Raw genomic sequence first — 24,897 nt, forward strand, 5'->3', positions numbered from 1 at the left:
ATTTTACTTGGTTTGGGACAAAGGAATCTCCTTTAAACTGGTAAAATTTGTCTACTCTTTCTTCTAGTTGAATCAATAGGTAGAATTAAAGTGTGCTAATTGGCGCAAAAGTAAATGAATTACGCAATTTTAAGGACTTATGGATGAGTAAACCAGTTCAATACAAATTTTCAAAGGTGAGATTAGGAATATTAGGTCTATCTTCTGTCTCAATTTTAGTCATTGCTTATATGCTAAGTGGTGTATCGAATAGTTATAAACTGGTCTCAACAATTCAAAACGGAATTCAAATTTGTAGTACAAGAGTTCAGCAAACCTACACTGCTGCAGTTGCAGGGGATATGAATTCAACATATTTAGATAGTAATTTTACGGCGCAAACAGGAGAATGCTTTGCTCAAGTCTCTGACCTAATGACTGAGTATGGAAAATTCTCTTCAGCAATTGTTAAAAAATTTAATACAGTGAGTTCAAATGTTCATTGGTTTCATGAGAGTCTTAGAAGTACAGGGAAGGGATTTTCTGTAACTGACAAGAATTTCTCTAGCAATATCGACGAAAAGTTCTCTCAGTTTGAAGATGCTGCAGATGCTGGCTCAATTCTTATTGAAAATCACTTCGAAACGATTTCAAGTTCACTTTCAAATATTAAAATCTCTCTTGCTCTTGTTGCAGGAGTGTTCTTATTTACTTTTGCATGGGAATTAATTTTCAAGAAGATTGTTATGCAAAGAAGAAAAGAACTTGAAGATGAGGCGTTAAGTCTTCTTATGCTTAATCAAGAAGATAACTTCGATGAGATTGAAAGCGTTATCATTAATGCTCTTGAGCTTAATGAGATGAAGCATTGCTCAAAGCTTTACTCTGCACAAAAGCAAAACTTCAGAAAAGAGAAGAGAAAAGCGACGATCTCTTCTAATGAAAATAAAACTTTCGGAATGGTTCTTTCTAATGATGATCAAGATGCAAAACAAGTTGCGGATCAAATTTGGTCTATGAGTGAATCAAATGAAAGTAGTGAAAATGAAACTAATGTACCAATGGTACAAAGTTGTGAGATTTCTTCGGTAAACCGCTTTATTGCTTGTAAAGTACAAGATCAGTACAAAGAGCAGGGGATCGAATTTAAAATTGATACTAATGAAAAAGAAATCATCGGTGAGAGAGAAACGATTGAGCAAATTCAATATAATATTCTCTTAGATGCAGCTAAGAACTCAATTAATGCTGATGAAGATAAGAGAACGATTGAAGTTCAAGGTAAGACACTTGGAGCAATCTACTATCTAAGTATTTCTTCGTACGGTGAGAGTAAGAATTCAACTGAACTTGAAACTTCAGTTCAAATCGTAAGAGAGCTTTTAAAAGACATTTCGGGACGTCTAGAGCTTGCAAACCTTTACAATGACGATCTACAACCAGTTGGACGTAAGTACAAGATAATCTTTAAAACAAAAGATGTTGTTACTGCTGCTCCAGTAGCTGAAGTAGAAAGTGCTGATAAAGTGACTGAAGAGGTGAAGGAAGATACTTCTAAGAAAGTTACTCGTATTGAAAAAGGTACTAAGCGCGAGATTATGCAAAGACTAATGTAATTAGAATTCGCGTTTTTTTAGCTTTTTAATATCTACTAAATTTCCAATTTCATTCAACAGGCTTTGATAGTTTTCATTTGAGTAATCATCTGATGCTACAAGCCTGTATACATCTTTATACTCAACTCGATTAGCAGCGAAGAAGTAGTCAAAAATAATATCTGCAAGCATGTGTGATACTTTACGTGAAGCTTTATGAAGCTGGTAGAGATTTAGTCCTTTTAGTTCTTCATTAACATTGGCTCGTTTATTACAAAGCTTTAAACATGCTTTAAAGACCATCTTATCAGTCTTCTTAAGTTGTTTATTATTACGTGCCATGTATTGAAAGTCTTTATACATATTACACTTTCGATAGGGGTTAAAAAGCTTCGAACAGAAGTAAGCACTAATATAATTATGAATAAGATAAACAAATAAATTCGTACGATCTCTCTTATTAAAGAAGTCAACAATCTCTTTTTCCGGAATCTTTAACTTTGATTGATGAATATGAATCCCTGCTAGGTACGAGATGCGATTAATTGAATAACTTGAACAGTAATAAGCTTTCTTACATGGAAGTTTAAACGTCTTACCATGTTCGATGAGCTTATTGTAAAAACTAATGGCCTTCTTTGACTTTAGTTTATTGATTGTTGTTTTTACTTTTTTTAGGTTTTGCTGATCAAAGATTCTAAAATCTTCAATCTCACCAATTGGTATATCAAGATTAAGGGTATTATTAATTTCATGACAAAAGTAAGCAAAGTTATCCAAGATATTGTCTGAAAACTTAAGTGCACCTGTCTCTATAATATACTCGTGAATGTCAAAGTCAGGATCATCAGCTAAGTGCTCATACCAGTAAATTTGAGATTCATACTTTAACCAAGGAGGAGAGTTTACCAGAACAAATTCTCTCATATTGTACTTAACAATTTGATCAGATCTTAGCTTGTTGGTTTTAACTAAATTCCAGTAAACTTCATCAGTATTTTGATGAATGATTGTTTGAACAATATCCTTATTGGCCAGATCAAAAACTTTTTGTGGCAGTTTATTTGGAACAATGTGAAGTTCTCCAAATAAAATAAGTAACTTTTGTTCTGGGTTTTCTTTATGATAAGTCGCAATTTTCTTTGCGGCCTTCTTGTCTCTTTGCTCCAGATTTCCCTTAGTATTAAGCGCAATTATTGAAATATTGTGATCCTTAGCAAGATCAAAGAAGATCTTATAAAAGGTCCAAGGGAAGCGCCATGAATTCTTATAGTTGATTGATTCTAGAAATTCGAGCTCAGTAATGGCCCCTTTAAGATATGAATCAATGTAGAATTGATGATTGATATGAATGAATTCGACACCAATTGAAAATTGATAATCACTCTTTGCTAGGATGCGAATGATACGTTCGAGGTTTCTCGTACTCTGGTCAAAAGTATGGAAGTCTCCAAGGTAGATGATATCAGAGGTATCAATTGAATCATAAAGTTGACTGACGCTTGAAGTTTGAAAGTCTCGGCGAGCGTAGCGCTGTTGATCTTGACGATATTTTTTTAGTAAAGCTGATGGCTCTCCTTCAAGAGAGTTGGCCTTATTTTTAAAATAGCGGTAGATACTCCAGTGAGTCTCATCGACTTTCAATTGCATAAGTCTATGATATCACTAATTATTTATTTGACCAATAATGATATTGTTTAGAGTGTTATTAATTAGTGCAAACGTTTCATTCACGTTATGTGCTACCTGATCTTGCTCAGCAAGTAGAGAGTTAAGCTCTTTAGCAGCAGGTACTTCAAGAGATTGAACAATAGTTGAAATAGGAGTTCCAACTGCACTTGTCAGAATGAACTGGATGAATTGAAGTAATTGTAATTCACCATGTAGGTTAAGAACTTCTCTATCATTTGAAATAAGTCTAAGCTTTGTTGTGTGTTCAGACTTTTCAAAGATTGCACTTGTTAGTGGAAGGTGAATATCATTTCTCTCAGTGATAAGTGTTTCAAGATAAATATCTTGGTTGTTTGGATAGATAGGTGTCTTTGGCAGACCAACAATCTTTCCAATGAGTGCACTTGAAGAGTAATCATACTTCATTTGAACCTTTCCACTATTTACCTGATCACGGTAATTACCAATGATAATTTTTAGGTGAGAAAGGATACAACTTGTATGCCATGGCCAGCGCTTAGCAAGTAAGTTGATAGTATCGATCTTAGAAGCAAGTTTTTGCGTGTACATGCAAAAATCTGTTGTCTGGACATCTTCTTTCGAAAGAGTGATATCTTGTAGAGACTCAATATGGTGTGAAGGTAAGAATTCCGTCTTCTCAAGGAATTTTGGAATTAACATGGCATTTAGTTTTGCCTTCGTTTTCTTCAGTCCACCATTAAAAGTAAGCTGAGTAATCTGCTTACCAATTGTCGTTTTAAAGAACTCTCTAAATAGATTGATATTTAGATTTGAGATCTTTGGTAGTAATCCAAAGTATTGGAAGTAAGCGTTACCATACTCCTCAATCTTCGCCTTAAGTGAATCAATTGTCGTCAGCTCAAGCTTAATATCGTTCTCATTAGTGAAGTCCACAATCAGAAGATATGGATATCTCTCTTGAGGGTTAAGGTTGAAGCCTAGTAGGTCGTAGTTGTCATCTTCACGGTAATTTGAAAGAGACTCAACACTAAAGAATTGATCAAATGGGATACAACTCTTTGTTAGGTTTCTAAAATATTGTGGGTGAGTGATCTTATCACTTTCACTGTTGTTACTTAGAAGCTTTCCGTTAAGGATAGCATCTTGGTGAAACTCAAATGATAATCCACACTTTGTTTCATTTGAAAAAAGTGGAGCATCAATGGCCTTCTTATTTGCAAATAGCTTATCAATTTCTTCAACGAAGAAATCAAATTTCGAAAAGTGAGTCAGATCACCATTCATATTTACAGAAAGACACGACTCCTTAAGAAGAGTTGAGTTAACATCTGGGTTACCAAAAATATCTAATTTATTCTCTACCACACGCTTCGAGAAGATATAGAAGTAGCGTGGGATTTCACCCTTACCTTTAAGGCCTTCAAGATTAAAGCGCATCAGTAGTTTGTACTGCTTAAATAGTGCTTCGTTCTTTGCTGCATGAGAAGGAACAAAGAGCTTCTGATTAGAGAAGACATACATATAACCACTATTAGATAGATGCTCCCCATTTTGCATTATATTTGTAATGAGGTAGTGGTGTGGGTTCTTCTTAGGAATATTTACTAAGTTAACCAGAATTCTATCGTAGATACTTTGCTGTACCTCTGTAGCATCAAGCAGGGCAAATTGACCGCTGGCCGTAATTCTCGATTTATTCGATTTCTGCTTAAAAAGAGAAACGATTAAAGAGATAGGGTCTTTATTCTGTCTTGGAGCTAGATATACTAAGAAAGTCATGAATTGAATTTCTTGGAATATCTTTAAGTATTGTCCGTTAACATAATTATCACCTCTAAACTCTGGGCAGATAATTTCTTGCCAAGCCTCTGTTGAATTATTCTCTTGAGCAATCCAGTGAGAGATCGTTAGTGAGTTTAGAAAGTTACCTGTAAATAGGGTACTTAAACATTGTGGTTGAGTATTAAAATTGAAATACCCACCATGATTTTCAATCCACTTTGGAAAGTTGATTAAAAGATTATTAGTCATTAGTCCAAAGTTACGATTACTGAAAGCATGAGAATACTTATCAGTTTCGTTGTGGAATAAAACTACTGATAACTCATTTGGAATTTCATGATTTAGAACTTTAAAGAACTCAATAGGGTTAAGGTCTTTAAGGATAGAGCTAAGTTCTAAAATGCTGTCACCAAAATTTTCATTTGGTCTAAACCAGCTGTATTCATTCGTTCCTAGTGCACGACTCGATAATTCACGTGAGCTTGATACTTTAAAGATCTTACTTAGCGTTGAGTTTGGATTTAAAATCTCATTCTTAGTAAGAGTCTTTGAATAGAAAGAGCTCAGTTGAGTTAGAAAGCGAACCTTTAAGATATAGACGCTAATAGAACGAAGGCAGTAAACTTTTAAAAAGTCTTGGATACATTCGTAACTTGGGCCGTTCTTGTCATCAAGTTGTGCCCAAAATTGGTTAAAGTCGCTAACTCCCTCAGGGTGAATACCGTTGTGAGTTGTATATTCAATAAATTCTTGAAATAAAGATTGCTTAAGACTGCGGTTGCGGTGCTTGAAAGACTTAACCTGAGTTTTTGCTTCATTGAAAAGTTCAAATACAATTTTTTTGAACTTCATGCTTCCTTTAGTTAGTAAGCTTTCACCACGCCACTTCGGAATAATGTGGTCACTAACAAGAAATTGTCCGCTTTGAATTGAAGGAACAGGAGTAGGTCCGCTTGCATTTACTGCATGCTTAGGCTCCTCAAGGCTATCTGCCTCGGTACTAGGACCAGGAATATTGTTAATCAGCCAATTCTTAGCTGAAAACGATGAATCTTTCACTTCGCCTGTTGTTCCGTATAATAATCGACAGTCCTCAAAACTTTAAGATGGTTAACATTCTAAACTATGTAAGGAAAGTCGTGTGTTGCGTCTTTTAAATTGGTAGTAAAATATAACGATGGCCACTCATATTGTCATGCTTAAAAATAGATATTCTCGACTTAAGCTTTGTAAGTCATTGATTTTATAACAATGTTTATTTCTTAAAGTTTCTGTCATCTGTGTCGAAAAGCACAAGTGATATTGGATCAATAGACGGAGTTTATATGGGTGGAAATAAACCTCAAGATGCAGCAGCAAAAAGTGTAGAAAGTGGATTTTCTGAGAATGAACTAGATGACATCATGGCAGAATTTGCAAGTCTGGATAAAGAACTGTCAGGACAACTTGATAGCGCGCCAGTAGCAGAGGTCGTCGAAGAAAGCGTTGCAGAATCTGCACCAGTAGAAGAGTTTGCTGTAGAAGTAAACCCGCTAGATGCCCTAGAGGCGCAAGCTAATCCTCTTGATGAGATGGTTGCTGAATCAAATCCTCTTGATGAAATGGTTGCGGAATCAAATCCTCTTGATGAGATGGTTGCGGAATCAAATCCTCTTGATGAAATGGTTGCTGAGTCAAACCCTCTTGATGAGGTTGTTGCAGAAGTGGAAGAAGTATTCGAAGAAGAGACAACACAAATCGTTGCTCAAGAAGATATTGAAGAAGCAGTTGCTGGGGATTCATCTCCATCACTCGAAGAAGCATTTACTGAAGGCTTTGATGAAGCTGAAATGGATGCCATAATGAAAGATCTTGAAGAAATTGACGCAGTATCACCTACGACAACTCTCGAAATGGAAGAAGAGCCGGCAGCGAATGCACAATCAACAGTGATAAAAGATGAAGACAATGAAAATATACTTGTGATAAATCAAGCGCCTAAAGAAACTCCTGCGCCTTCTTTCACGCATGTTGCGCCAACAACTAGCGAAAGTGGTGACGTTACTTTTAGTGCAGCAGGTAATATGAATTTTAATGTAAACTTGACGATCGCTGGGTCGCAAGCAACATTAAGTGTAGTTGATGGACGCTTTACTCTGACAATGAATGGTGTAGACGTTTCAATAACTGAAGAAGGCTTTAAGGCATGTATTGAAGGTGGAGCTAATTTTAATATTCCACTTCCTTCGGCCGAAGAAGCGAAGAAAGTCGCTTAACATTATTTGATGTTGTTTAAACTAAAAAGGTTATAAATGGCCATAAATATACTTGGTGGGCATGCTAAAGGGCATGCCCTTTTTGTTCCCCCTGAATCAATTACTCGTCCAACGAGTGTTATGCTTCGACGAAAATTCTTTGATGCTCATCAAGACTTAACGAATTGTCTGTTTGTGGATTTGTTCGCAGGTAGTGGTGCTATGGGGTTTGAAGCGCTTTCAAGAGGGGCGAAGAAAGTCGTACTTGTTGATGACCATCCAAAAGTTCTTAATGTCTTAAAAAAGAATAAGATAGAGATTTCTAAAAAAGTAGACACAGAAGATTTATCAATTATTAAGCAAAAAGCTCAAGCTTATCTAAAAACAAGTATAAGTTATTTGGAGTCAACATCAGATGAATACGATGAGAGTTTCATCTTCATCGACCCGCCATATGAATTAAAGGATGTCTACTTAGAATGTCTCAAATTACTTAAAGAATCTTCATTCTCTGGAGAGATTTGGATTGAATCCGATCGTCAAAAGGGAATCCTTGAAGCAGATTTAAAAAAACATTCTCTTACTTTCTCTAAAGTCTACAAGCAAGGCACAAGTTATATTGCAAAAATTGCATTGTAATCCGGTGTCGTATAAAATTGATTTAAATTTATAATAGGAATTAGGTACTCAATGAAAAGAGCAATTTACCCAGGAACGTTTGACCCATTCACAAATGGCCACAAGGATATTTTAATGAGGTCACTAACAGTCTTTGATGAGGTGATTATACTTGTTGCCCACAATCGCAATAAGAAACCTCTTTTCACAGCTGAAGAGCGAGTTGAGATGTTAAATGAAACATTTAAAGATGAGCCTCGTATTAAAGCAGATAAGTGGGAAGGACTAATTGTCGATTATGCAAAAGCAAACGACATTGGCTCAATTATTAGAGGACTTAGACCTACAGGGGATTTCGAAGCAGAGTTTCAGATGGCCTCAATGAATAAGAGACTATACCCAGAAATTGAAACAGTTTTCTTTATTACTGAAAGAGATAACTACTATGTTTCAAGCTCGCTTGTTAAAGAAATTCATAAGCATGGAAAAGTAATTAAGGAATTCGTTCCAGATACAATTTATAACTGGATTGCTAAAAAAGGGAAGATCTAATGAATGTTTCGAAGCGTTCACAAGAAATTAATGAGAGTATTACTTTAAAGCTTAATGCCAAAGCAGTAGCTATGGCACAAGAAGGTAAGAAAGTTTACAACCTTACAGCAGGACAACTACCTTATCGACCACCAAGAGAGTTAGTCGAATCGATAAGGGGAGAGTTAGACTTTCTAAAAAGTTTTCAATACAGCCCAGTTGCAGGCGATAGTGAGTTACTAGAAAAAATTATCGAATATGTTGAAACTTCTCGAGGCATTAGCTTTGATGAGTTTGACCATAATTTCAAGGCCGTTGTAGGTAATGGTGGAAAGCATGTTCTTGCAAATATTTTTGCAAGTATTGTTGATCCAGGTGATGAAGTAATAGTTTTTGCTCCATACTGGATTTCATATCCACAAATGATCTCTCTTAATGGTGGTGTCTTAAAAGAAGTTAAGGCTTCCGTTTTTAATGCGTTTGAACCAGACCTAGAGGAATTAAAAGAATTGATTAGTGATAAAACGAAAGCAATTGTTTTAAATAGCCCAAATAATCCATCGGGGATTTTCTATAATGAAAAGTGGATGAAGCAATTTGCTGAAATTGTGAAGCCATATGAAAATACTTTTATTATTTCTGATGAAATATATTACGAATTAAATTATTACGACCCAAAACCAACATATTATTATCAATATGATCGTGAGTTATTGTCACGTACAATCATTGTCGACGGTATTTCAAAAAGTCTTGCAGCAACTGGCCTAAGACTTGGCTACTGTATTGCACACGAAGATGTGATTGATGCTGTTAAAAAGATTCAAGGCCATACAGCTTCAGGTTCTTGTTCATTAATTCAGCGTGCGCTACTTCGCTATAATATGAATCATGTTGATGAGTATCTAACTCCAGTTAAAAAACACTTACGTGAGAATGCTCTTATATTAAGAGAAGTTCTAAGAGAGTATAAGTTAGAAAAGTGCTGGTATCAGGTAACGTCAGCTTTTTATTTTCTCTTTGATTTCTCAAGCGCTCCTGTCATTGGCCGATTTAAAAAATCGGATACTGATCAGTCGGATTACTCTGTTGAGATCTGCGAACAAGTTCTTGAGCAAAAAGGTGTGGCAATGGTCCCGAGTGGGGATTTTGGTCTTCCAAATTGTGCCAGAATTTCTCTTGTTCTACCAAAAGATGATTTTAAAGACGCAATTGTTAGTGTCGCCGAGTATTTAACTCAGGAATAAGCTATTTAAGATTGGTATCTCATTCCCACTATGAATTAAAGGTTAAGTTAAGAGATAATTAAGCTGTGAATAAACTAATTGTTTTCAGTATTTATCTCTTAACATCAATTCTTTTCACCTCTTGTGGTGTCGATGAAGATATCGAACTTGAAAGAAGTTATCTTTCTGTTGAAGATCATTTATCGACTGGGGATTGTGATAAGGCCCTCAGTAAAATGCTTGCGATGAAAGAGCAGAGTGGAGATGCAACTTATTATAAGTTACTTGCTTCTTCTTATGCATGTAAAGCAGGCTTTTCTGTAACAGAGTTCTTCTTAAATGAAATCACAAAAATTACAACAGGTGGAGATCTCCTAAGTTCAATGTCAACATTTACATTGGCCCAGGCCATGACTGACATTGATGATCTTTCTTACTACTATCTTGGCAAAGCAATCGATGTTTTAACTTATTCTGGAGGAGTTGGCCCAGCAACAAAAGATCCGTCTGCTACGCTTCGTAAAGCAACATTTGGAAGTTATGGAGCGGCCGATATAAATTCTTTTCTAATGTATATGCTCTTTGTTCGAAACGGTATGAGCATGGCCTTCTTTGGAAATTCTGATGCGCTTGGTTCGAAAGGGGCGGGGACAGTAGGAACTAATGAATGTCTCTTCGCATACTCTTACTTCGGAGATGGTGATCTTGATGCATATATTCAAGCAGGTGGCGTGACAGGTGCATGTGATGATGGTGCTGATACAGGTAGTATTGATTTAACTAATGGTGATTCAAGCCTACATCTAGAACGTGCTTGCGCATTGGTTACTGACTTTAATAACTTATTAGATGTTCTTGAAAATATCACTCTTGGTGATATTACTGATGTTGATTTAACAACATTTCTGGCCGACATTAGTACTGTTAGGCAAGACTTTGTCGACAATGTGATTACACCTAAAGGCTTTTCAAATAGTCTTGTGACAATAAAAAATCAAACTCAATGTGTAACAGATTTTACAGGTAGTGAACTTCAAATTGCTTACTATATGGCAGCACTTTTTGAAACACTTCATTCAAGGTAGGTAATGGGAAAGACGCTTAAGCTCCTATTCATTACTCTTTTGAGCATCAATGTTTTGGCCTTTGAGAAATTCTTTTTAGGTCAGAGTCCTCGTGCCATGTTAATGGGAAATGCATGGATGGGGCTTGCTAATCAGGATTCATTTACTGTTTTTTACAATCCTGCTAGCTTAGGTGCAAATTATGATGTTGATATATCTCCTGTTAATTTTATTCTAGCTGGGCCAAATGCGATCGATGATATGGATCGCTTTAATAATCTTCCAAGTGATGCTGCTGGCATTGCTGATCAGCTAATGGGTTACCCTCTTTATTTAGAAGCTTCTAACTTTTCAACGATTAAGGCCCATCATTTTTCATTTTCTTATTTTACTAAGAATCGTGCCAATATCGTTTTGAAGAACCGTGTAAATCCGGCCTTTAATGTTGATTACTCTTATGATCGTGGATTTATAGCTGGTTTTGCTTTCAATCTAATTGGTGGCAGTCGCAATAAGCAGAAAAAGAAAATTATGAAAGGTAAGCGTCTTTCGCTAGGATACTCTTTCAAATATTTAACAAGAGAAGGGACGCGAGATAAATTTGATATTTTCTCGACAAATATCATTACAAAAATTGAAAATGGCCTAGGCTCAATTGATGATATTAAAAATACATTTGGCTATTCCAAAGGTTCTGGTGCAGGTCACGATATTGGTATTGAATATGCCAATGGATGGGGAAATACAGAGTTTGTCGCATCAATGGCAGTTCTTGATATTGGTGATACATACTTTAAAAAGACTCAAGGGGATGGGGAAGTTCCTCGCATCAATATGGCCGTTAACACTGGAATTGCTGTAAAACAAGACTGGAAGGCATTTGATTATTCTCTTGCTCTTGATGTTAAGCCAATCAATCAAGGTTTGAGCTTTGGTCGAATGATTCACTTTGGGGCCCAGCTCAATATCCCTTTCTTTGGTTTCTTTGCAGGACTTGGCGAAGGCTATCTGAATTATGGAGCTGAGATTCGCCTATGGCCAGTTACGATTACTGCTGGATTTAATAATGTAGAAATAGGTTCTGAGTATCAAGAAACAAAAGGTGATCGCCTTTTTGTTTTTATCTCTTTATTTGATACATCCATGGATATTTTTTAGGCTTTTGTGTGAGTTTCATGACGCACAAAGGTGAACGGCCCTTTTTCTTTGACATCCCTTTTTACCATAACTTAAAATTTAATTAAGAGAGGCTTCCTCGCATCAATCTAAATGTCATGGAGGGCATTTTGACAAGAAAAACCTTTGTACTCGATACGAACGTATTATTATTTGATCCTAACGCTATTAACAAATTTGGTCCTAACGACGTCTTCATCCCACTAGTTGTAGTTGAAGAAGTAGATCGTTTTAAGAAAGATCAGAATGAGAATGGGCGTAACGCTCGTTATTTCTCAAGAATCATCGATGATCTTCGTAAGAAGGGATCACTTATGGATGGTGTTGAGTTAGACAATGGTGGAACCCTGATCATCTCTGTTGATAAGACAATTGAAAATCAACACGACACAATTGATCTTACTATTAATGATAACTTAATTCTTGCCTCAGCTATCTTCTTAAAGGAGCAGGGAGAAGATGTTGTTCTTATCACTAAGGACATCAACTTAAGAATTAAATCTGATATCTTAGGTATCAATGCTGAAGACTACGGAATGAAAGATATTAAGCTTGAGGAAATTTACTCAGGTTATCGCTTTCTACCACTTCCAAAAGATAAGCTTGAAGAATATGAAAAGAATCGCTTCTTACAGCTTGAAAACTGGGAAGAACTTGAAATTTTTCCAAATGAATACTTAGTTGTTCATGAAGAAGGAAATGATAGAAGAAGACTTCTGGGACGTTTCTCTAAAAGTAAACTTGGAGTTGTACCTTTAATTCCAATGAGAGAAGGTGTTTGGGGAATTTATCCAAAAAATATGGAACAGCAATTTGCTCTTGATGCTCTTTTAAATGACGATATCAAGTTAGTATCACTTGTTGGTAAGGCCGGTACAGGTAAGACTCTTCTTGCAATTGCAGCAGGACTTGAGATGACAATTAATCAAGAAAAATATTCAAGACTTCTTGTTTCTCGTCCAATTCAGCCAATGGGGAAAGACCTTGGTTATCTTCCAGGTGATGTAAACGATAAGTTAGGTCCTTGGATGCAACCAATCTTTGATAATATGGACTTCCTATTTGATCAAAGAAGAGCTGGAACAAGTTCTTCATATGTTGATCTAATGGATCATGGACTACTACATATCGAACCACTAACTTATATTCGTGGTCGTTCTATTCCTGGTCAGTACTTAATTGTTGATGAGGCCCAAAACCTTTCTCCACACGAAGTTAAAACAATTGTAACTCGTGCAGGTGAGGGAACTAAGATCATCTTAACAGGTGACCCTCAGCAGATTGATAGTCCATACCTTGATGAGATTAATAACGGTCTAAGCTATGTTGTAGAAAGACTGAAAACAGAAGAGATCATCTCTCATACGAAGTTAACTGTTGGTGAGCGTTCTGCGCTTTCTGAAACAGCTTCAAAATTACTTTAATAGAGGAATAGCGAGTGTCGAGAGCTAATCGTCAACATTTAAGAGCACCTGTAAATCAAGAGATGCTCTATCTTTGTGATGACTATGTTTTAAAGGGCCGCTGTTCTAATATTTCCGAAGGTGGAATGTTAATTACCGATATGGGGCGTGTACCTTCAAGTACACGCTTTCATACCATGGTATCTCTTATTCAATATCCAGAATTTTCAAAGTTAAGTTCTCAAAAACTTATTAGTATCGACCACAGCGCTTTTGATATTGAAGTTATTCGTTGTGAAGTTGATATTGTTCGTTCATTTGAAGGATTGTCGGAAGTAGAAAAAATCTTATTACCATCTATCGGTGCTAAGTTTTCACATGTAACTTCAGGGAATATGGCCCTGATACGCTCATACGTGACAACCTTTTCAAAGAATATGATTTACTTACTAACTCAATTTGAGAATTCTTCTAAGAAAAATGGGAATATCGTACATCTTAGAAAGACGGCATCATTGCTAGGATATGATTCTGAAATGAAGTTGCCACTTCTTAGGGCCAAAGTTCTACACGATTATCAATCGCTAGAATCCCTCTAAAGTCTGCTGGAAGCAAAAAAATAAGGCCCATCTTATGACGGGCCTTAAAACAAAAAAACAAAAAATAAAAAGAGAAGAATATAAAGAACAAAACTATAGTTTTGCTTTTATCGAATACTTAAGATCCTTGATTGTCGCTAAAAGATATTTGTCGATAGGCGATTCATTATCAAGGATGCGGCTTTTAAATTCAGCTGTTAGCTGATCTACTTTAATTAATAATTCGTTATTAATAACGTCGTCACTGTTGATTTCTGCAACAAGAGAGTTTGTCTCATTGATTAGGGCAGAGAAGTCTAGCTTAGAGAAATAATCTCTTTGAACAGTACTTTCACAACGGTTAGCTCTTTCGCTTTTAAATGCGTTGAAACTGATAACTTTATTTTGCGTGATTGAATTTAACATTTAGCGGTACTCCAATAATCAAATACTGTTCATTTTTTTTCACAACTTTTGTGAACAAGCGGGATTATGGAGGAAGAGGCCCGTGCTGTAAACTGTAATTGACGGGCCTTGTAATTTTTTCTGACTTTAATGATTTTAGGCGTTTACGTTCTTTTTCTTCCATTTTGAGACGATTACACCAAGAATTACAGCAAGTGCTACTGCACCGATAACGTAATTGCTCTTCTTGATATACTCAATAGCTGTCTCACCAAATTTATAATAAACAGTGAAGTAAACAACACATGATACTGTTGCTGCCAGCAGGTCTGACAGGGCAAATTTCCAAGCATTCATGCGTCCTAGACCCGCTGATAGGAAGAGTGCATTTCTAAATCCAAATGGAACAAAACGACCAAAAATTAATGTGAATACACCATACTTTTTAAAGAAGGCATTAACCATATCAAGGCGCTCTGGCGTAACCATTGAGGCAAAGAATTTAATTTTAAAAATTTTCGGGCCTAAGTAGCGTCCAATAAATCCGTAACAAATTAAATCTGAAAGATATGCTCCAAGAAATACCCCAAAGAAAAGTGGGTATAGGTAGTCTGGGTTCTTGGCCGCTAAAATGGCCGAAGTAAATAACATTACATCTTCAGAAATTGGAATGTTAAAGCCTGCTAAGAGGAGTAGTCCAAAAATTATAAATGGCGCCATGTGCACGTGAGTGTTGATATAGAGCATGATCTGATCAATGAATTCCATTTTATCTCCTAGCATAACTGTAAAAAAATTACGTTAAGAATATCCTAATTTGATTCAATATGCATTAGTTATCAGCGTATTTTTCCTCTCTCAAATTTAAGATGTTTCTCTGGTAATATTAGGGCCGTGAAAAAGAGAATTTTTAGATCACTCATTATTTTTTACATTGGTTTAAATACGAACCAAGTATATGGAAAGAGCTTGGATTTCTTCTTAAAGTCTAAAGGGGACAACCATAACTACTTTATTCAAACCTCTGCTTCTCTTGGAATGTTTAAAGAAAAAACATCTAATCGAGTTTTAAAAACACAAAAGAATTCACCAATGACATTAACAGCAGGGATTTCGTATTTTCCTGTATCAATTGAGAAGCTCTCTCTTGTCGCCCTTGGTAGTATTTCATATCTTGTTGCCTCAGAAATTGAGAGTGATAGTGGAAGTAGCTTTTCAAATAATTTAAAGCTTAAACCAGAGCTTGGAGCAAGTTTTTATGCTCATAAGTCTTATACACATCGCAATTCGACAGGTTTTTTTGGTGGTGTTGATTACGAAGTCTTCAATCTTTATAACTCAAGTAAATTCTTGGATGGTGAATCTCTAGATACTGAGGTTAAGCGCATCTATTATGGCACCTTAGGACTAACATTTGCTCAAAAGATAATTACACCTTTTGTACTTAATTTGAGCTTTTCTCAATCTGTGAATTCGCAAAGAGGCTTAAGCGGTCAACGTTATCAGATCAATTACAGTCAGAAGTATAGTGAGAATATGTGGTACAACATCTTTGCCAAACGTCATGAATTGAAAAATGATTATCGACAATTGAGTATCACTCGCTTGGGAATCGGAGTAGGATTTTATTATTAAAAAAGGCCCTCATTTGAGGGCCTTCATATTTCGAGCTAAAATTATAGCTTATTGAAATATTCTTGTGATCCTTTTGGATCTGGCTTCATTGTATCAGCACCTTTAGTCCAACCTGCCGGACAAACTTCTCCGTGCTTAGCTGTAAATTGGTAACCGTCTACAAGTCTTGCAACTTCTTCAACATTTCTACCAACTGATAGGTTGTTGATTGAAACGTGTTGAACGATGTTGTTGTCATCAATGATATAAGTTGCTCTAAACGCAACGTCACCAGATGGCATAAGTGCACCGTATGATCTAGCTACTTCTTTTGTAAGGTCTTCAAGGATTGGGAAGTTGATATCACCAAGTCCACCTTCATTTCTTGATTGCTTAGTCCACGCTAGGTGAGAGAAAGCTGAATCAACAGAACAAGCGATAACTTCAGTGTTAAGGTCTTTGAAAAGTTGAATCTTGTCAGAAAATGCTGTGATTTCTGTTGGACATACAAATGTGAAGTCTAGTGGGTAAAAGAAAAGAACTTTCCACTTTCCTTTGAAGTCTGAAAGTGAAATTTCTTTGATTTCACCATTTACTACTGCATTACCTTTGAATTCTGGTGCTGCTTTTGAAACTAATGATGTTGGGTAAACTGTTTCAGTCATAATATTCTCCTGTTTTCTGCGCGTATAACTATTGAATAGTTTATAAATTCTTGCGCTAAATTAAACCGCAGGGGTGGGGGAAATTCAAGACCTGCAATGTTAAAATCTGTTCATCTTTTTGTTAAATATAGAAAAAGTTGGGTAAATAATTTCAGTTGCTTAAGCTGGAATTTAATCAGAAAATCGCAAATATTTATCTAAAGAAATAGTCCCAACCCACCGAAATGCTGAATGCATTAGACAAATTAATTGGAAAAGAGTCCAAATATATATCTAGGGAGAAAAAATGATGGATCCAAAGGCACATATACCTAACCCAATTGTTATTGAGCAAACGGCAAGAGGTGAGAGACAATACGACATTTATTCAAGACTACTTCTTGATCGAATTGTTTTCTTAGGTACACAAGTTAATGATACAGTTGCCAACCTACTTATTGCTCAGATGATGTTTCTAGAGCAGAGTAACCCAGAAGATCCAATCCATTTCTATATCAATTCACCAGGTGGAAGCGTTTATGCTGGACTTGGTATTTACGATATTATGCAACACGTATCTTGCCCAGTTTATACTTACTGTGTAGGGCTTGCTGCTTCAATGGGATCACTTCTTCTTACTGCTGGAGAGAAGGGACACCGTTACTCACTTCCACACTCTCGTATTATGATTCACCAACCACTAGGTGGAGCTCAAGGGCAGTGTTCTGATATTCAGATTCAGGCAAATGAAATCCAAACACTAAAAGACCAACTAAATGGTATCTATATTAAGCACTCGTCAGTTGATATGACGATGGAAAAAATTGTTGCAGCAACTGACCGCGACAATTACCTATCTCCACAAGATGCAATTGAGCTAGGTATTATTGATGGTGTTATTGAATCAAATAAGAAGTAAGATATAATTCTATTTTAGAATTAAAACTAAAGGACAATGAATGACTAAAAAAGATGGATCATACAATAGTTCACTTTCTTGTAACTTCTGTGGGAAATCTCAAAAAGAAGTTAAAAAGCTAATTGCAGGACCTGGTGTTTATATCTGTGATGAGTGTATTGAATTGTGTAATGAAATCATTTACGAAGATACGGTTAAGTCTGTTTCTAAAGCCGCTCTTGATAATGTTCCAAAGCCACACGAGATTAAGCTACACCTTGACCAATATGTAATTGGACAAGATCGTGCAAAAAAGATTATCTCTGTAGCCGTTCATAATCACTATAAGAGAATTGCTCACGGTGATACGAAAAGAAAAGACGACTCAGTAGAACTTGCAAAGTCGAATATTCTACTTGCTGGTCCAACTGGTTCTGGTAAAACTCTTATCGCTCAATCACTAGCAAAGTTTCTAAACGTACCATTTGCTATTGCTGATGCAACTTCACTTACTGAAGCTGGTTACGTAGGGGAAGATGTTGAGAATATTATTCTTAACCTTCTTCAAGCATGTGACTACGATGTAGAAAGAGCAGAGCGTGGAATTGTTTATATTGACGAAATCGATAAAATTGCACGTAAGTCTGAAAACCCATCAATCACTAGAGACGTATCTGGTGAAGGTGTACAGCAAGCACTACTTAAGCTCGTTGAAGGGACTGTCGCATCTGTTCCACCTAAAGGTGGACGTAAGCACCCTCAACAAGAGTTCATCCAAGTTAATACGAAAAATATCCTTTTCGTTGTAGCTGGTGCATTCGTAGGTCTTGATAAGATTATTGAAAAACGTATGACGAAGAGACCAATGGGGCTTGTTGCAAAACAAACTGTTGAAGCCGAAGAATCAGTAATTCAAAAGCTTGGTGGTATTGAAGCAGAAGACTTAACAAAGTTTGGTCTTATTCCTGAATTTATCGGACGTCTTCCTGTAAACGCACTTCTTGAAGAGCTAGATGAAGAAGCACTTGTTTCAATTCTAACTGAACCAAAGAATGCGATTACTAAGCAATATCAAAAACTATTTGAATTTGATGGAATCGAACTAGAATTCGAAGAAGAAGCTCTGAAAGCAATTGCTCAAACAGCTCTTACGAGAAAAACTGGTGCGCGTGGACTTCGTGCCATCATCGAGCAAACAATGCTTGAAGTAATGTATGATGTTCCAGCAAATGATAAGGCCAATAAAGTTGTGATTACTGCTGCATCTATTGCAGGTAAGGAATCACCACGCGTTGAAGAGGGTCCAAGAAAAGACACGAAATCAACTGCTAGCTCAACTTTAGAAGCTAAGAAAGATATCGAATCAGCTTAATAGTTAATTATTTAAAAATTAATAAATAAGTAAAGAGGGCCAGGCATTTTGTCTGGCCCTTGTTCGTTTAAGCGGTGTAGAAATTACACTAGTTTTCAAATGTCAGAATATTTTAGCTAACCGGTCTTCTCTTGTCGGATAACTTAAGTGGTTGTAAATATAGGCCTATGCACTGTGAATTTATTGAGGGGCATAAGATTCCGACCAAAAAAAGTTTCAAAATATTTATAGGTTCTTGATACAATTTATAAAAGGGTTAGAGATTAGACATGAAGTCTTCCAATCTTTCCTTTTCCCAGAATTTTTTTGACAAGTATTAATAGTGCAGGAGGTGCTATGTCAGACAAGAAGTCAACTGAGTCGAAGAGCCTACCGTTACTTCCACTAAGAGACATGATTATTTTTCCACACATGGTTGTTCCACTATTTGTAGGAAGAGAGAAGTCAATCAACGCCCTTGAGGAAGCATCAAAAAATGGTAACGAGCTTTTTCTAGTTACGCAAAAGGATGCTAGTATCCTAAACCCAGATCGTGAAGATGTTTATAACGTAGGAACTGTTGTAAATATCATTCAAATGCTTAGACTCCCAGATAATACTGTAAAGGTACTTATTGAAGGGAAGTACAGAGCAACAATCGAGGAATTTGAAGCAAGAACTGAAGGTTACTGGGCAGATGTAACTAAGTGTGTTCCAGCTGTTCCTGAACAAGTAAAGATTGAAGCAACAGTAAGATCAATCAAAAATGTATTTGAACAGTACGTGAAACTTAATAAGAGAATTCCACCAGAATTACTTATGAGCATTTCATCGATCACTGATCCATCAAGATTAGCTGATATTATCGTTGCACACCTTTCAATGAAAATTCCTGAAAAACAGGAAATTCTTGAAGCTGTAGATATTGAAGCACGTCTTCAACTTCTTCTTGAAAAAATGCAAGGAGAGATCGAGATCATTAACGTTGAGAGAAGAATCAGAACTCGCGTTAAGTCTCAAATGGAAAAGTCTCAGAAAGAGTACTACCTAAACGAGCAAATGAACGCTATTCAAAAAGAGCTTGGACAAAAAGATGAGAAATCTGAAGTTCAAGAAATGGAAGAGCGCCTAGCTAAGAAAGTAATGCCTGAAGAAGCTGTTACTAAGGTACAAAAAGAGATTAAGAAACTTAAGTCAATGTCTCCAATGTCAGCAGAATCTGCGGTTGTGAGAAACTATATTGACTGGATGCTTTCTCTACCATGGGGAGAGTATACAGAAGATAACAATGATGTAACTCATGCAAGAACTGTTCTTGATGATCATCACTTTGGAATGAAAGATGTTAAAGAAAGAATTCTTGAATATCTTGCGGTAAGAAGTCTTGTTGGTGCAGAAGGAAAGGGAACGATCCTTTGTTTAGCAGGTCCTCCAGGTGTTGGTAAGACATCAATTTGTCAGTCACTTGCAGAATCACTAGGTAGAAAGTTTGAAAGAGTTTCACTTGGTGGTGTAAGAGATGAATCTGAAATTCGCGGACACCGTCGTACTTACGTAGGTGCAATGCCAGGTAAAATCATCTCTGCACTTAAGAAAGCAGGAACATCAAATCCAGTTATTCTTTTAGATGAAATTGATAAAATGACATCTGATATGAGAGGGGATCCAGCAGCAGCAATGCTAGAAGTTCTAGATCCAGCTCAAAATAAAAACTTTGGTGATCACTATATTGAAGTTGAATACGATCTATCAAAAGTAATGTTTGTTATGACTGCAAATGATCTAGGACAAATCCCTGGGCCGCTTAGAGATAGAATGGAGATCATTAACCTTGCAGGTTATACTCCAATTGAAAAAACTCAGATCGCTAAGAAGTACCTTGCACCACGTGCATGGAAAGATAACGGACTTAAAGATTACGAATACACAATTACTGATAACACAATCATGGAAGTTGTTCGTGGTTATACAAAAGAAGCTGGTGTACGTGGGCTTGAAAGACAGTTCAATACAATTGCTAGAAAGATTGCTACAGACGTTGTTACGAAAGATGTTGAGAAAGGTAAGAAGTTCTCAATCACTTCGAAACTAGTTCAAAAGTATCTAGGTCCAGTTAAATTTGATGATAATGTAATTGAAGAACAACCAGAAGTAGGTTTAGTAAATGGTCTAGCTTATACTTCAGTTGGTGGCTGTCTTCTACATATCGAAGTTATTGCAGTTCCTGGTAAAGGTGGTATCCAAATCACTGGTAAGCTAGGTGAGGTTATGACTGAATCAGCGAAGGCAGCAATGAGCTACGTTCGTTCAATTTCAGGTCGCTTAGGAATTGATTCTGAGTGGTTTGATAAGCATGATATCCATATTCATGCACCAGAAGGAGCAACACCTAAAGATGGTCCTTCTGCGGGGATTACAATGGTTACAGCGATTACTTCAGCAATCTCTGGAATTCCTGTAAGGCAAGATGTTGCAATGACAGGTGAGGTGACAATTAGAGGACGTGTTCTTCCAATTGGTGGCCTAAAAGAGAAGATGCTAGCTGCTAAGCAAGCAGGAGTAAAAACAGTTGTTATTCCTGAAAAGAATAAGAAAGACCTTCTTGAGATTCCACCGGAAATCAAGCAAGGACTATCAATTCACCCTGTTTCACATGTTGAGGATGTACTAAAGCTTGCTCTAAATCTATCTGAGCCAGAAAAGTTCATGCAGCATGTAGGGCTGAAGGTTATTGACTCTGGGAAAGGGATGGAAGTAGCTAACTAAGCTGCTTGCCTCCTATTAAAAAAATTAATACTTGTTAAATTTGGCCCTGCTTATGCGGGGCCTTTTTTATTTCAAGAAGTTATAGAAATAGCGAAATATCGCGTATAATAGGTGGAATAGGAGTTGATATGAATAAGAAGCTTTTAATTATTATTTCTCTAGTGACCACTAGTAATGCTTTTAGCTTACCTAAGAATTTCGGTTATCGTTCTAGGTTAAAAGCTTGCCTTGATAAGTCAGTGAACTCAGCCTGTACTTATCAAGTAAAAGAAAAATCTATAAGTGGAGAGTGCCAAGAGGCAAAAAAAGGCGATCGATTAATTTGTGTTAGCTTAGAAAAACTTAATAAATAAAAAACACCTCTTTTGAGGTGTTTTTTTATTCTCCAGATGCACCATAGTTAGGTAAAACTCGCGCTGATGGATCATCAACCTGGCAGTTCTCCCATTCCTTATTAGGCATCCAAAAGTCTGTAATAAGGCCGCAAAGCCCTGGAAAGTGCCCTTCAAAGAGGTCACGATACATAAGAGACTCTTTCGTAAATGGAGTTGCATATGGGTATTTTTCACTAGCTTTAGATAGCTCTTCTTCACTATATTTTTCTTCAGCAAGCGCCTTAAGCCAATCCACCATATCGTGCCCAACAGCGTCTGAGAAGGCCGCTTTTTCACGCCATAGGATTTCATCAGGAAGGTAGCCACTGTGGTCAAATGCTTTTCTTAGAAGGTATTTACCCTCTCCTGACCAGTTCATTTTAAGCTCAGGAGCGATTCCCATGACGTACTCGATAAAGGCCTTATCACTGAAGGGAACACGGGCCTCAAGTGAGTGAGAACTAATCGAGCGATCAGCTCTTAAAACATCGTAAATATATAATTCGTGAACTCGTTTTTGTGCTTCTTTTTGAAACTCTAATGGGCTTGGTGCAAAGTCAGTATACTTATAGCCAAAGAGCTCATCACTAACTTCTCCTGTTAGGACAACCTTAACATCAGTTTTTTCTTTGATGTATTTACAAACTAGAGACATTCCCATAGATGCTCTAATTGTCGTGATATCCCATGTTTCAAGCTTGTGAACAAGTTCTCCAAGATGCTCAAAGGCTTCTTCTTTTGTAAAGATGACTTCGTGGTGTTCACTGCCAAGGTAGTCTGCAACAATTCGTGCATACTTTAAATCAATTGGGTTTGTGTCAATTCCAACGGCAAATGTTTTAATAGGTCGATCACTAAGTTTGGCCGCAATGGCACATACTAGTGACGAATCAAGTCCGCCTGAAAGAAGGAAACCTACTGGTGCATCTGCATCAAGGCGTTTTTTTACTCCTTCAACTAAGTGATCATGAATACCTTGATACACAAGTTCTAAATCTTCTTTTGCACGAGACTTAATTTTTCGAACATCAAAGTATGGTGTAAATTCACCATCAGCATAGTAGTGTCCTGGAGGAAAAGGTTTAATGTCCTTACATAGACCTTGTAGTGCTTTTACTTCACTAGCAAATGCTATCTTTCCATCTTCAAGGCCATATCCATAGAAGAGGGGACGGATACCAATTGGATCACGGCCAGCATAGAATTTACCATCTTGTTCAATTGCAAATGCAAACTCCCCATCAAGTGATGTGAGAAGCTTTTCAATGCCATACTCCTCAAATATTGGAATTATAACTTCGCAGTCTGAATCAGACTTAAAGTCATAGCGGTCAATATAGTCAGTTCTTAAAGTGCGGTGATTGTAGATTTCTCCATTACAAACAAGGTGTGTTTTAGATTTTGAGATAAAAGGTTGTGAGCCGGCTTCACTTAAGTCCATAATTGCTAGACGATGAAAGCCCATTGTTCCTTCTGATAACTTGTGGATTGCTCTTTGATCTGGCCCTCGGTGAGAGATTAGATCAAATTTCTCTTCAAATTCTTTTTCTTCAACTTTTCCCGTAAATACACTAAATCCGCACATGAAAACCTCCATATTTTTAGTAATATTCGGCTTTTTTTAATAAATTCTCAATATTGAACATGTAAAACTATGAGTTATTTAATAAATACTATAAAATGGTGATAAATTGATAGTTTTAGAGGTGAGATATGGCCAATAATTATGAAATTGATAGTATTGATAAGAAGATAATCAAATTGATGGAAAAGGATGCCCGTATGCCATTTCTTGAAATGGCCAGGAAAATAGGGGTTTCCGGCGGTACAATTCATCAACGAGTTGAAAAACTGAGAGAGGCCGGTGTAATCGTCGGAAGTACAATTAAGGTCGATTATACAAAATTAGGACATAATGTAGTTGTTTTACTTGGCCTTCACCTAGTGAATGCACGTGATATTCACAAGGTTATTGAGAAGCTCGAGAAGATGGATGAAATCGTTGAAGCTTATTATACGACAGGGGATTATGCTCTAATTGTGAAGATCATCGTTAAGGATATAAATCATTTTCACGAGTTTCTTATCGGTAAGATTCAAATGATTAAAGAAATTCAATCAACAGAATCTTTCATTAGTTTAAAACAAGTGATTAACAAGAGCTTAAACGTTTAGTGACCTAAATAAGTCAATGTCTTCTTCAGGGCTATTCCGATTAAGAGAAGAGCAAAGAGCTTTTTTAGTATTGATTGGTTGGCAACACTTGATATTCTTGCTCCAAGCTTAGTAAAAAAGAAGCTTGCGATTGAGATCCCAAGGAAGGCGGGTAAGTAAACATAGCCAAGTGAGTATTGTGGAGTAGGTTTACTAAGACCGTTATAAATATAAAATGAAGTACTAAAAAGAGCGATCGGAACCCCAATTGAAGCCGAGATAGCAACTGCATTTTTCATTTGGTAGCCTCTCCAAGTTAGAAATGGAACACTTATCGTACCACCACCAATTCCAAGGATTGCTGATTTGAGACCAATAATAAAGCCAGTAAAGTTAAAAAGCATATTAGAAGTTTCTTTTGGCTCTTCCACTTTAGATTTATAAAAAATCATCTTTAATGAAACAAGATAAAGGTAGCAGATAAAGATGAGCTCAAGTGTTTGGGCCTCGACTATATTGACCAAATAAGCTCCAGTACTGATACCGACAACAATTGGTAAAATAAATCTCTTTGTTACATCAGTAAGTAGATTTCCCATATTATAGTGTCTAAGTGTTGAAGAGGCGGCAGTGATAACAATTGTCGCAAGCGATGTTCCTAGGGCCATATACATTCTAATATCTGGTGAGAAACCTTGTTTTTGAAATAAGAATAAGAGAGTAGGGACAATAACAACTCCTCCTCCGATACCAAAAAGGCCAGAAAGAGTTCCAACAAATGCACCAACAAGTAAGTATAGTAAGAAAATCATGCTATCAATATGCACTCATATATTGGGTAAGACAAGAAGT

The 24,897-nt window shown here is 36.6% G+C and carries 22 protein-coding genes; 15 read left to right on the plus strand and 7 right to left on the minus strand.

Annotated elements, in window-relative coordinates; translation table 11 throughout:
- The first annotated feature begins 143 nt into the window (after window positions 1–143).
- Window positions 144–1,595 (plus strand): hypothetical protein, encoded by a 1,452-nt coding sequence (locus ACMAWV_RS04610; protein WP_103216475.1) that lies wholly within the window; start codon window positions 144–146, stop codon window positions 1,593–1,595.
- On the opposite strand, the gene ACMAWV_RS04615 is transcribed toward ACMAWV_RS04610, so the two are convergent.
- On the minus strand, window positions 1,596–3,224 hold the full coding sequence (locus ACMAWV_RS04615; protein ID WP_103216476.1) for a ChaN family lipoprotein: 1,629 nt from the start codon (window positions 3,222–3,224) through the stop codon (window positions 1,596–1,598).
- 15 nt (window positions 3,225–3,239) lie between these two features.
- Window positions 3,240–6,068: a hypothetical protein gene (locus ACMAWV_RS04620; RefSeq protein ID WP_103216477.1), complete on the minus strand. Its 2,829-nt coding sequence runs from the start codon at window positions 6,066–6,068 to the stop codon at window positions 3,240–3,242.
- 221 nt (window positions 6,069–6,289) lie between these two features.
- Between ACMAWV_RS04620 and ACMAWV_RS04625 the strand changes: the two genes are divergently transcribed.
- From ACMAWV_RS04625 to ACMAWV_RS04660, 8 genes are all read left to right on the plus strand, one after another.
- Window positions 6,290–7,264 carry a hypothetical protein gene (locus ACMAWV_RS04625; RefSeq protein ID WP_412469855.1) on the plus strand — a complete coding sequence of 325 codons (975 nt, stop codon included), beginning with the start codon at window positions 6,290–6,292 and terminating at the stop codon, window positions 7,262–7,264.
- 36 nt (window positions 7,265–7,300) lie between these two features.
- On the plus strand, window positions 7,301–7,882 hold the full coding sequence (locus tag ACMAWV_RS04630) for an RsmD family RNA methyltransferase (RefSeq protein ID WP_103216479.1): 582 nt from the start codon (window positions 7,301–7,303) through the stop codon (window positions 7,880–7,882).
- 51 nt (window positions 7,883–7,933) lie between these two features.
- The gene (coaD, locus tag ACMAWV_RS04635; RefSeq protein WP_103216480.1) at window positions 7,934–8,413 is read left to right on the plus strand and encodes a pantetheine-phosphate adenylyltransferase; all 480 of its coding nucleotides are present in this window, start codon (window positions 7,934–7,936) and stop codon (window positions 8,411–8,413) included.
- Window positions 8,413–9,639: a pyridoxal phosphate-dependent aminotransferase gene (locus ACMAWV_RS04640; RefSeq protein WP_412462921.1), complete on the plus strand. Its 1,227-nt coding sequence runs from the start codon at window positions 8,413–8,415 to the stop codon at window positions 9,637–9,639. Before coaD ends, ACMAWV_RS04640 begins: the two co-directional genes overlap by 1 nt.
- A gap of 65 nt (window positions 9,640–9,704) precedes the next feature.
- Window positions 9,705–10,703 carry a hypothetical protein gene (locus ACMAWV_RS04645; RefSeq protein ID WP_103216482.1) on the plus strand — a complete coding sequence of 333 codons (999 nt, stop codon included), beginning with the start codon at window positions 9,705–9,707 and terminating at the stop codon, window positions 10,701–10,703.
- Between the two features lie 3 nt (window positions 10,704–10,706).
- Entirely contained in the window at window positions 10,707–11,840 is a 1,134-nt protein-coding gene (locus ACMAWV_RS04650) for a hypothetical protein (RefSeq protein WP_392991029.1), read from the plus strand.
- Between the two features lie 116 nt (window positions 11,841–11,956).
- Window positions 11,957–13,282 carry a PhoH family protein gene (locus ACMAWV_RS04655; protein WP_103216484.1) on the plus strand — a complete coding sequence of 442 codons (1,326 nt, stop codon included), beginning with the start codon at window positions 11,957–11,959 and terminating at the stop codon, window positions 13,280–13,282.
- 14 nt (window positions 13,283–13,296) lie between these two features.
- Window positions 13,297–13,860: a PilZ domain-containing protein gene (locus ACMAWV_RS04660; protein ID WP_103216485.1), complete on the plus strand. Its 564-nt coding sequence runs from the start codon at window positions 13,297–13,299 to the stop codon at window positions 13,858–13,860.
- Window positions 13,861–13,953: 93 nt separating this feature from the next.
- Here ACMAWV_RS04660 and ACMAWV_RS04665 read toward each other — a convergent pair whose 3' ends face one another.
- A complete protein-coding gene (locus ACMAWV_RS04665) occupies window positions 13,954–14,265 on the minus strand; it encodes a hypothetical protein (RefSeq protein ID WP_412469854.1) in 312 nt (103 codons plus the stop codon).
- Between the two features lie 135 nt (window positions 14,266–14,400).
- Complete coding sequence (locus ACMAWV_RS04670) at window positions 14,401–15,012, minus strand: DedA family protein (RefSeq protein WP_233189674.1); 612 nt, start codon at window positions 15,010–15,012, stop codon at window positions 14,401–14,403.
- A 126-nt stretch (window positions 15,013–15,138) separates the two neighbouring features.
- Here ACMAWV_RS04670 and ACMAWV_RS04675 point away from each other — a divergent pair, with 126 nt between their 5' ends.
- Window positions 15,139–15,879, plus strand: coding sequence for a hypothetical protein (locus ACMAWV_RS04675; protein WP_392991031.1), 741 nt, complete (start codon window positions 15,139–15,141; stop codon window positions 15,877–15,879).
- 41 nt (window positions 15,880–15,920) lie between these two features.
- Here the strand turns inward: ACMAWV_RS04675 and ACMAWV_RS04680 are convergent, their stop codons facing one another.
- The gene (locus ACMAWV_RS04680; RefSeq protein ID WP_103216488.1) at window positions 15,921–16,523 is read right to left on the minus strand and encodes a peroxiredoxin; all 603 of its coding nucleotides are present in this window, start codon (window positions 16,521–16,523) and stop codon (window positions 15,921–15,923) included.
- 286 nt (window positions 16,524–16,809) lie between these two features.
- Between ACMAWV_RS04680 and ACMAWV_RS04685 the strand changes: the two genes are divergently transcribed.
- From ACMAWV_RS04685 to ACMAWV_RS04700, 4 genes are all read left to right on the plus strand, one after another.
- Window positions 16,810–17,421: an ATP-dependent Clp protease proteolytic subunit gene (locus tag ACMAWV_RS04685; RefSeq protein WP_021266245.1), complete on the plus strand. Its 612-nt coding sequence runs from the start codon at window positions 16,810–16,812 to the stop codon at window positions 17,419–17,421.
- A 40-nt stretch (window positions 17,422–17,461) separates the two neighbouring features.
- The gene (clpX, locus tag ACMAWV_RS04690) at window positions 17,462–18,772 is read left to right on the plus strand and encodes an ATP-dependent Clp protease ATP-binding subunit ClpX (RefSeq protein ID WP_103216489.1); all 1,311 of its coding nucleotides are present in this window, start codon (window positions 17,462–17,464) and stop codon (window positions 18,770–18,772) included.
- Window positions 18,773–19,108: 336 nt separating this feature from the next.
- Window positions 19,109–21,517 (plus strand): endopeptidase La, encoded by a 2,409-nt coding sequence (gene lon / locus ACMAWV_RS04695; protein ID WP_103216490.1) that lies wholly within the window; start codon window positions 19,109–19,111, stop codon window positions 21,515–21,517.
- 128 nt (window positions 21,518–21,645) lie between these two features.
- The gene (locus ACMAWV_RS04700) at window positions 21,646–21,870 is read left to right on the plus strand and encodes a hypothetical protein (protein ID WP_392991034.1); all 225 of its coding nucleotides are present in this window, start codon (window positions 21,646–21,648) and stop codon (window positions 21,868–21,870) included.
- Window positions 21,871–21,895: 25 nt separating this feature from the next.
- Here ACMAWV_RS04700 and asnB read toward each other — a convergent pair whose 3' ends face one another.
- A complete protein-coding gene (gene asnB / locus ACMAWV_RS04705; protein ID WP_412469853.1) occupies window positions 21,896–23,476 on the minus strand; it encodes an asparagine synthase B in 1,581 nt (526 codons plus the stop codon).
- Between the two features lie 128 nt (window positions 23,477–23,604).
- Here asnB and ACMAWV_RS04710 point away from each other — a divergent pair, with 128 nt between their 5' ends.
- Complete coding sequence (locus ACMAWV_RS04710) at window positions 23,605–24,066, plus strand: Lrp/AsnC ligand binding domain-containing protein (RefSeq protein ID WP_103216493.1); 462 nt, start codon at window positions 23,605–23,607, stop codon at window positions 24,064–24,066.
- Here ACMAWV_RS04710 and ACMAWV_RS04715 read toward each other — a convergent pair.
- Window positions 24,063–24,857, minus strand: a complete 795-nt coding sequence (locus tag ACMAWV_RS04715; protein WP_392991042.1) for a sulfite exporter TauE/SafE family protein — start codon at window positions 24,855–24,857, stop codon at window positions 24,063–24,065. The two genes, ACMAWV_RS04710 and ACMAWV_RS04715, sit on opposite strands and share 4 nt — an antisense overlap.
- Between the last annotated feature and the right edge of the window lie 40 nt (window positions 24,858–24,897).

Origin of the sequence: Halobacteriovorax sp. RT-1-1 (assembly GCF_047085455.1) — a bacterium.
Lineage (GTDB): Bacteria > Bdellovibrionota > Bacteriovoracia > Bacteriovoracales > Bacteriovoracaceae > Halobacteriovorax_A.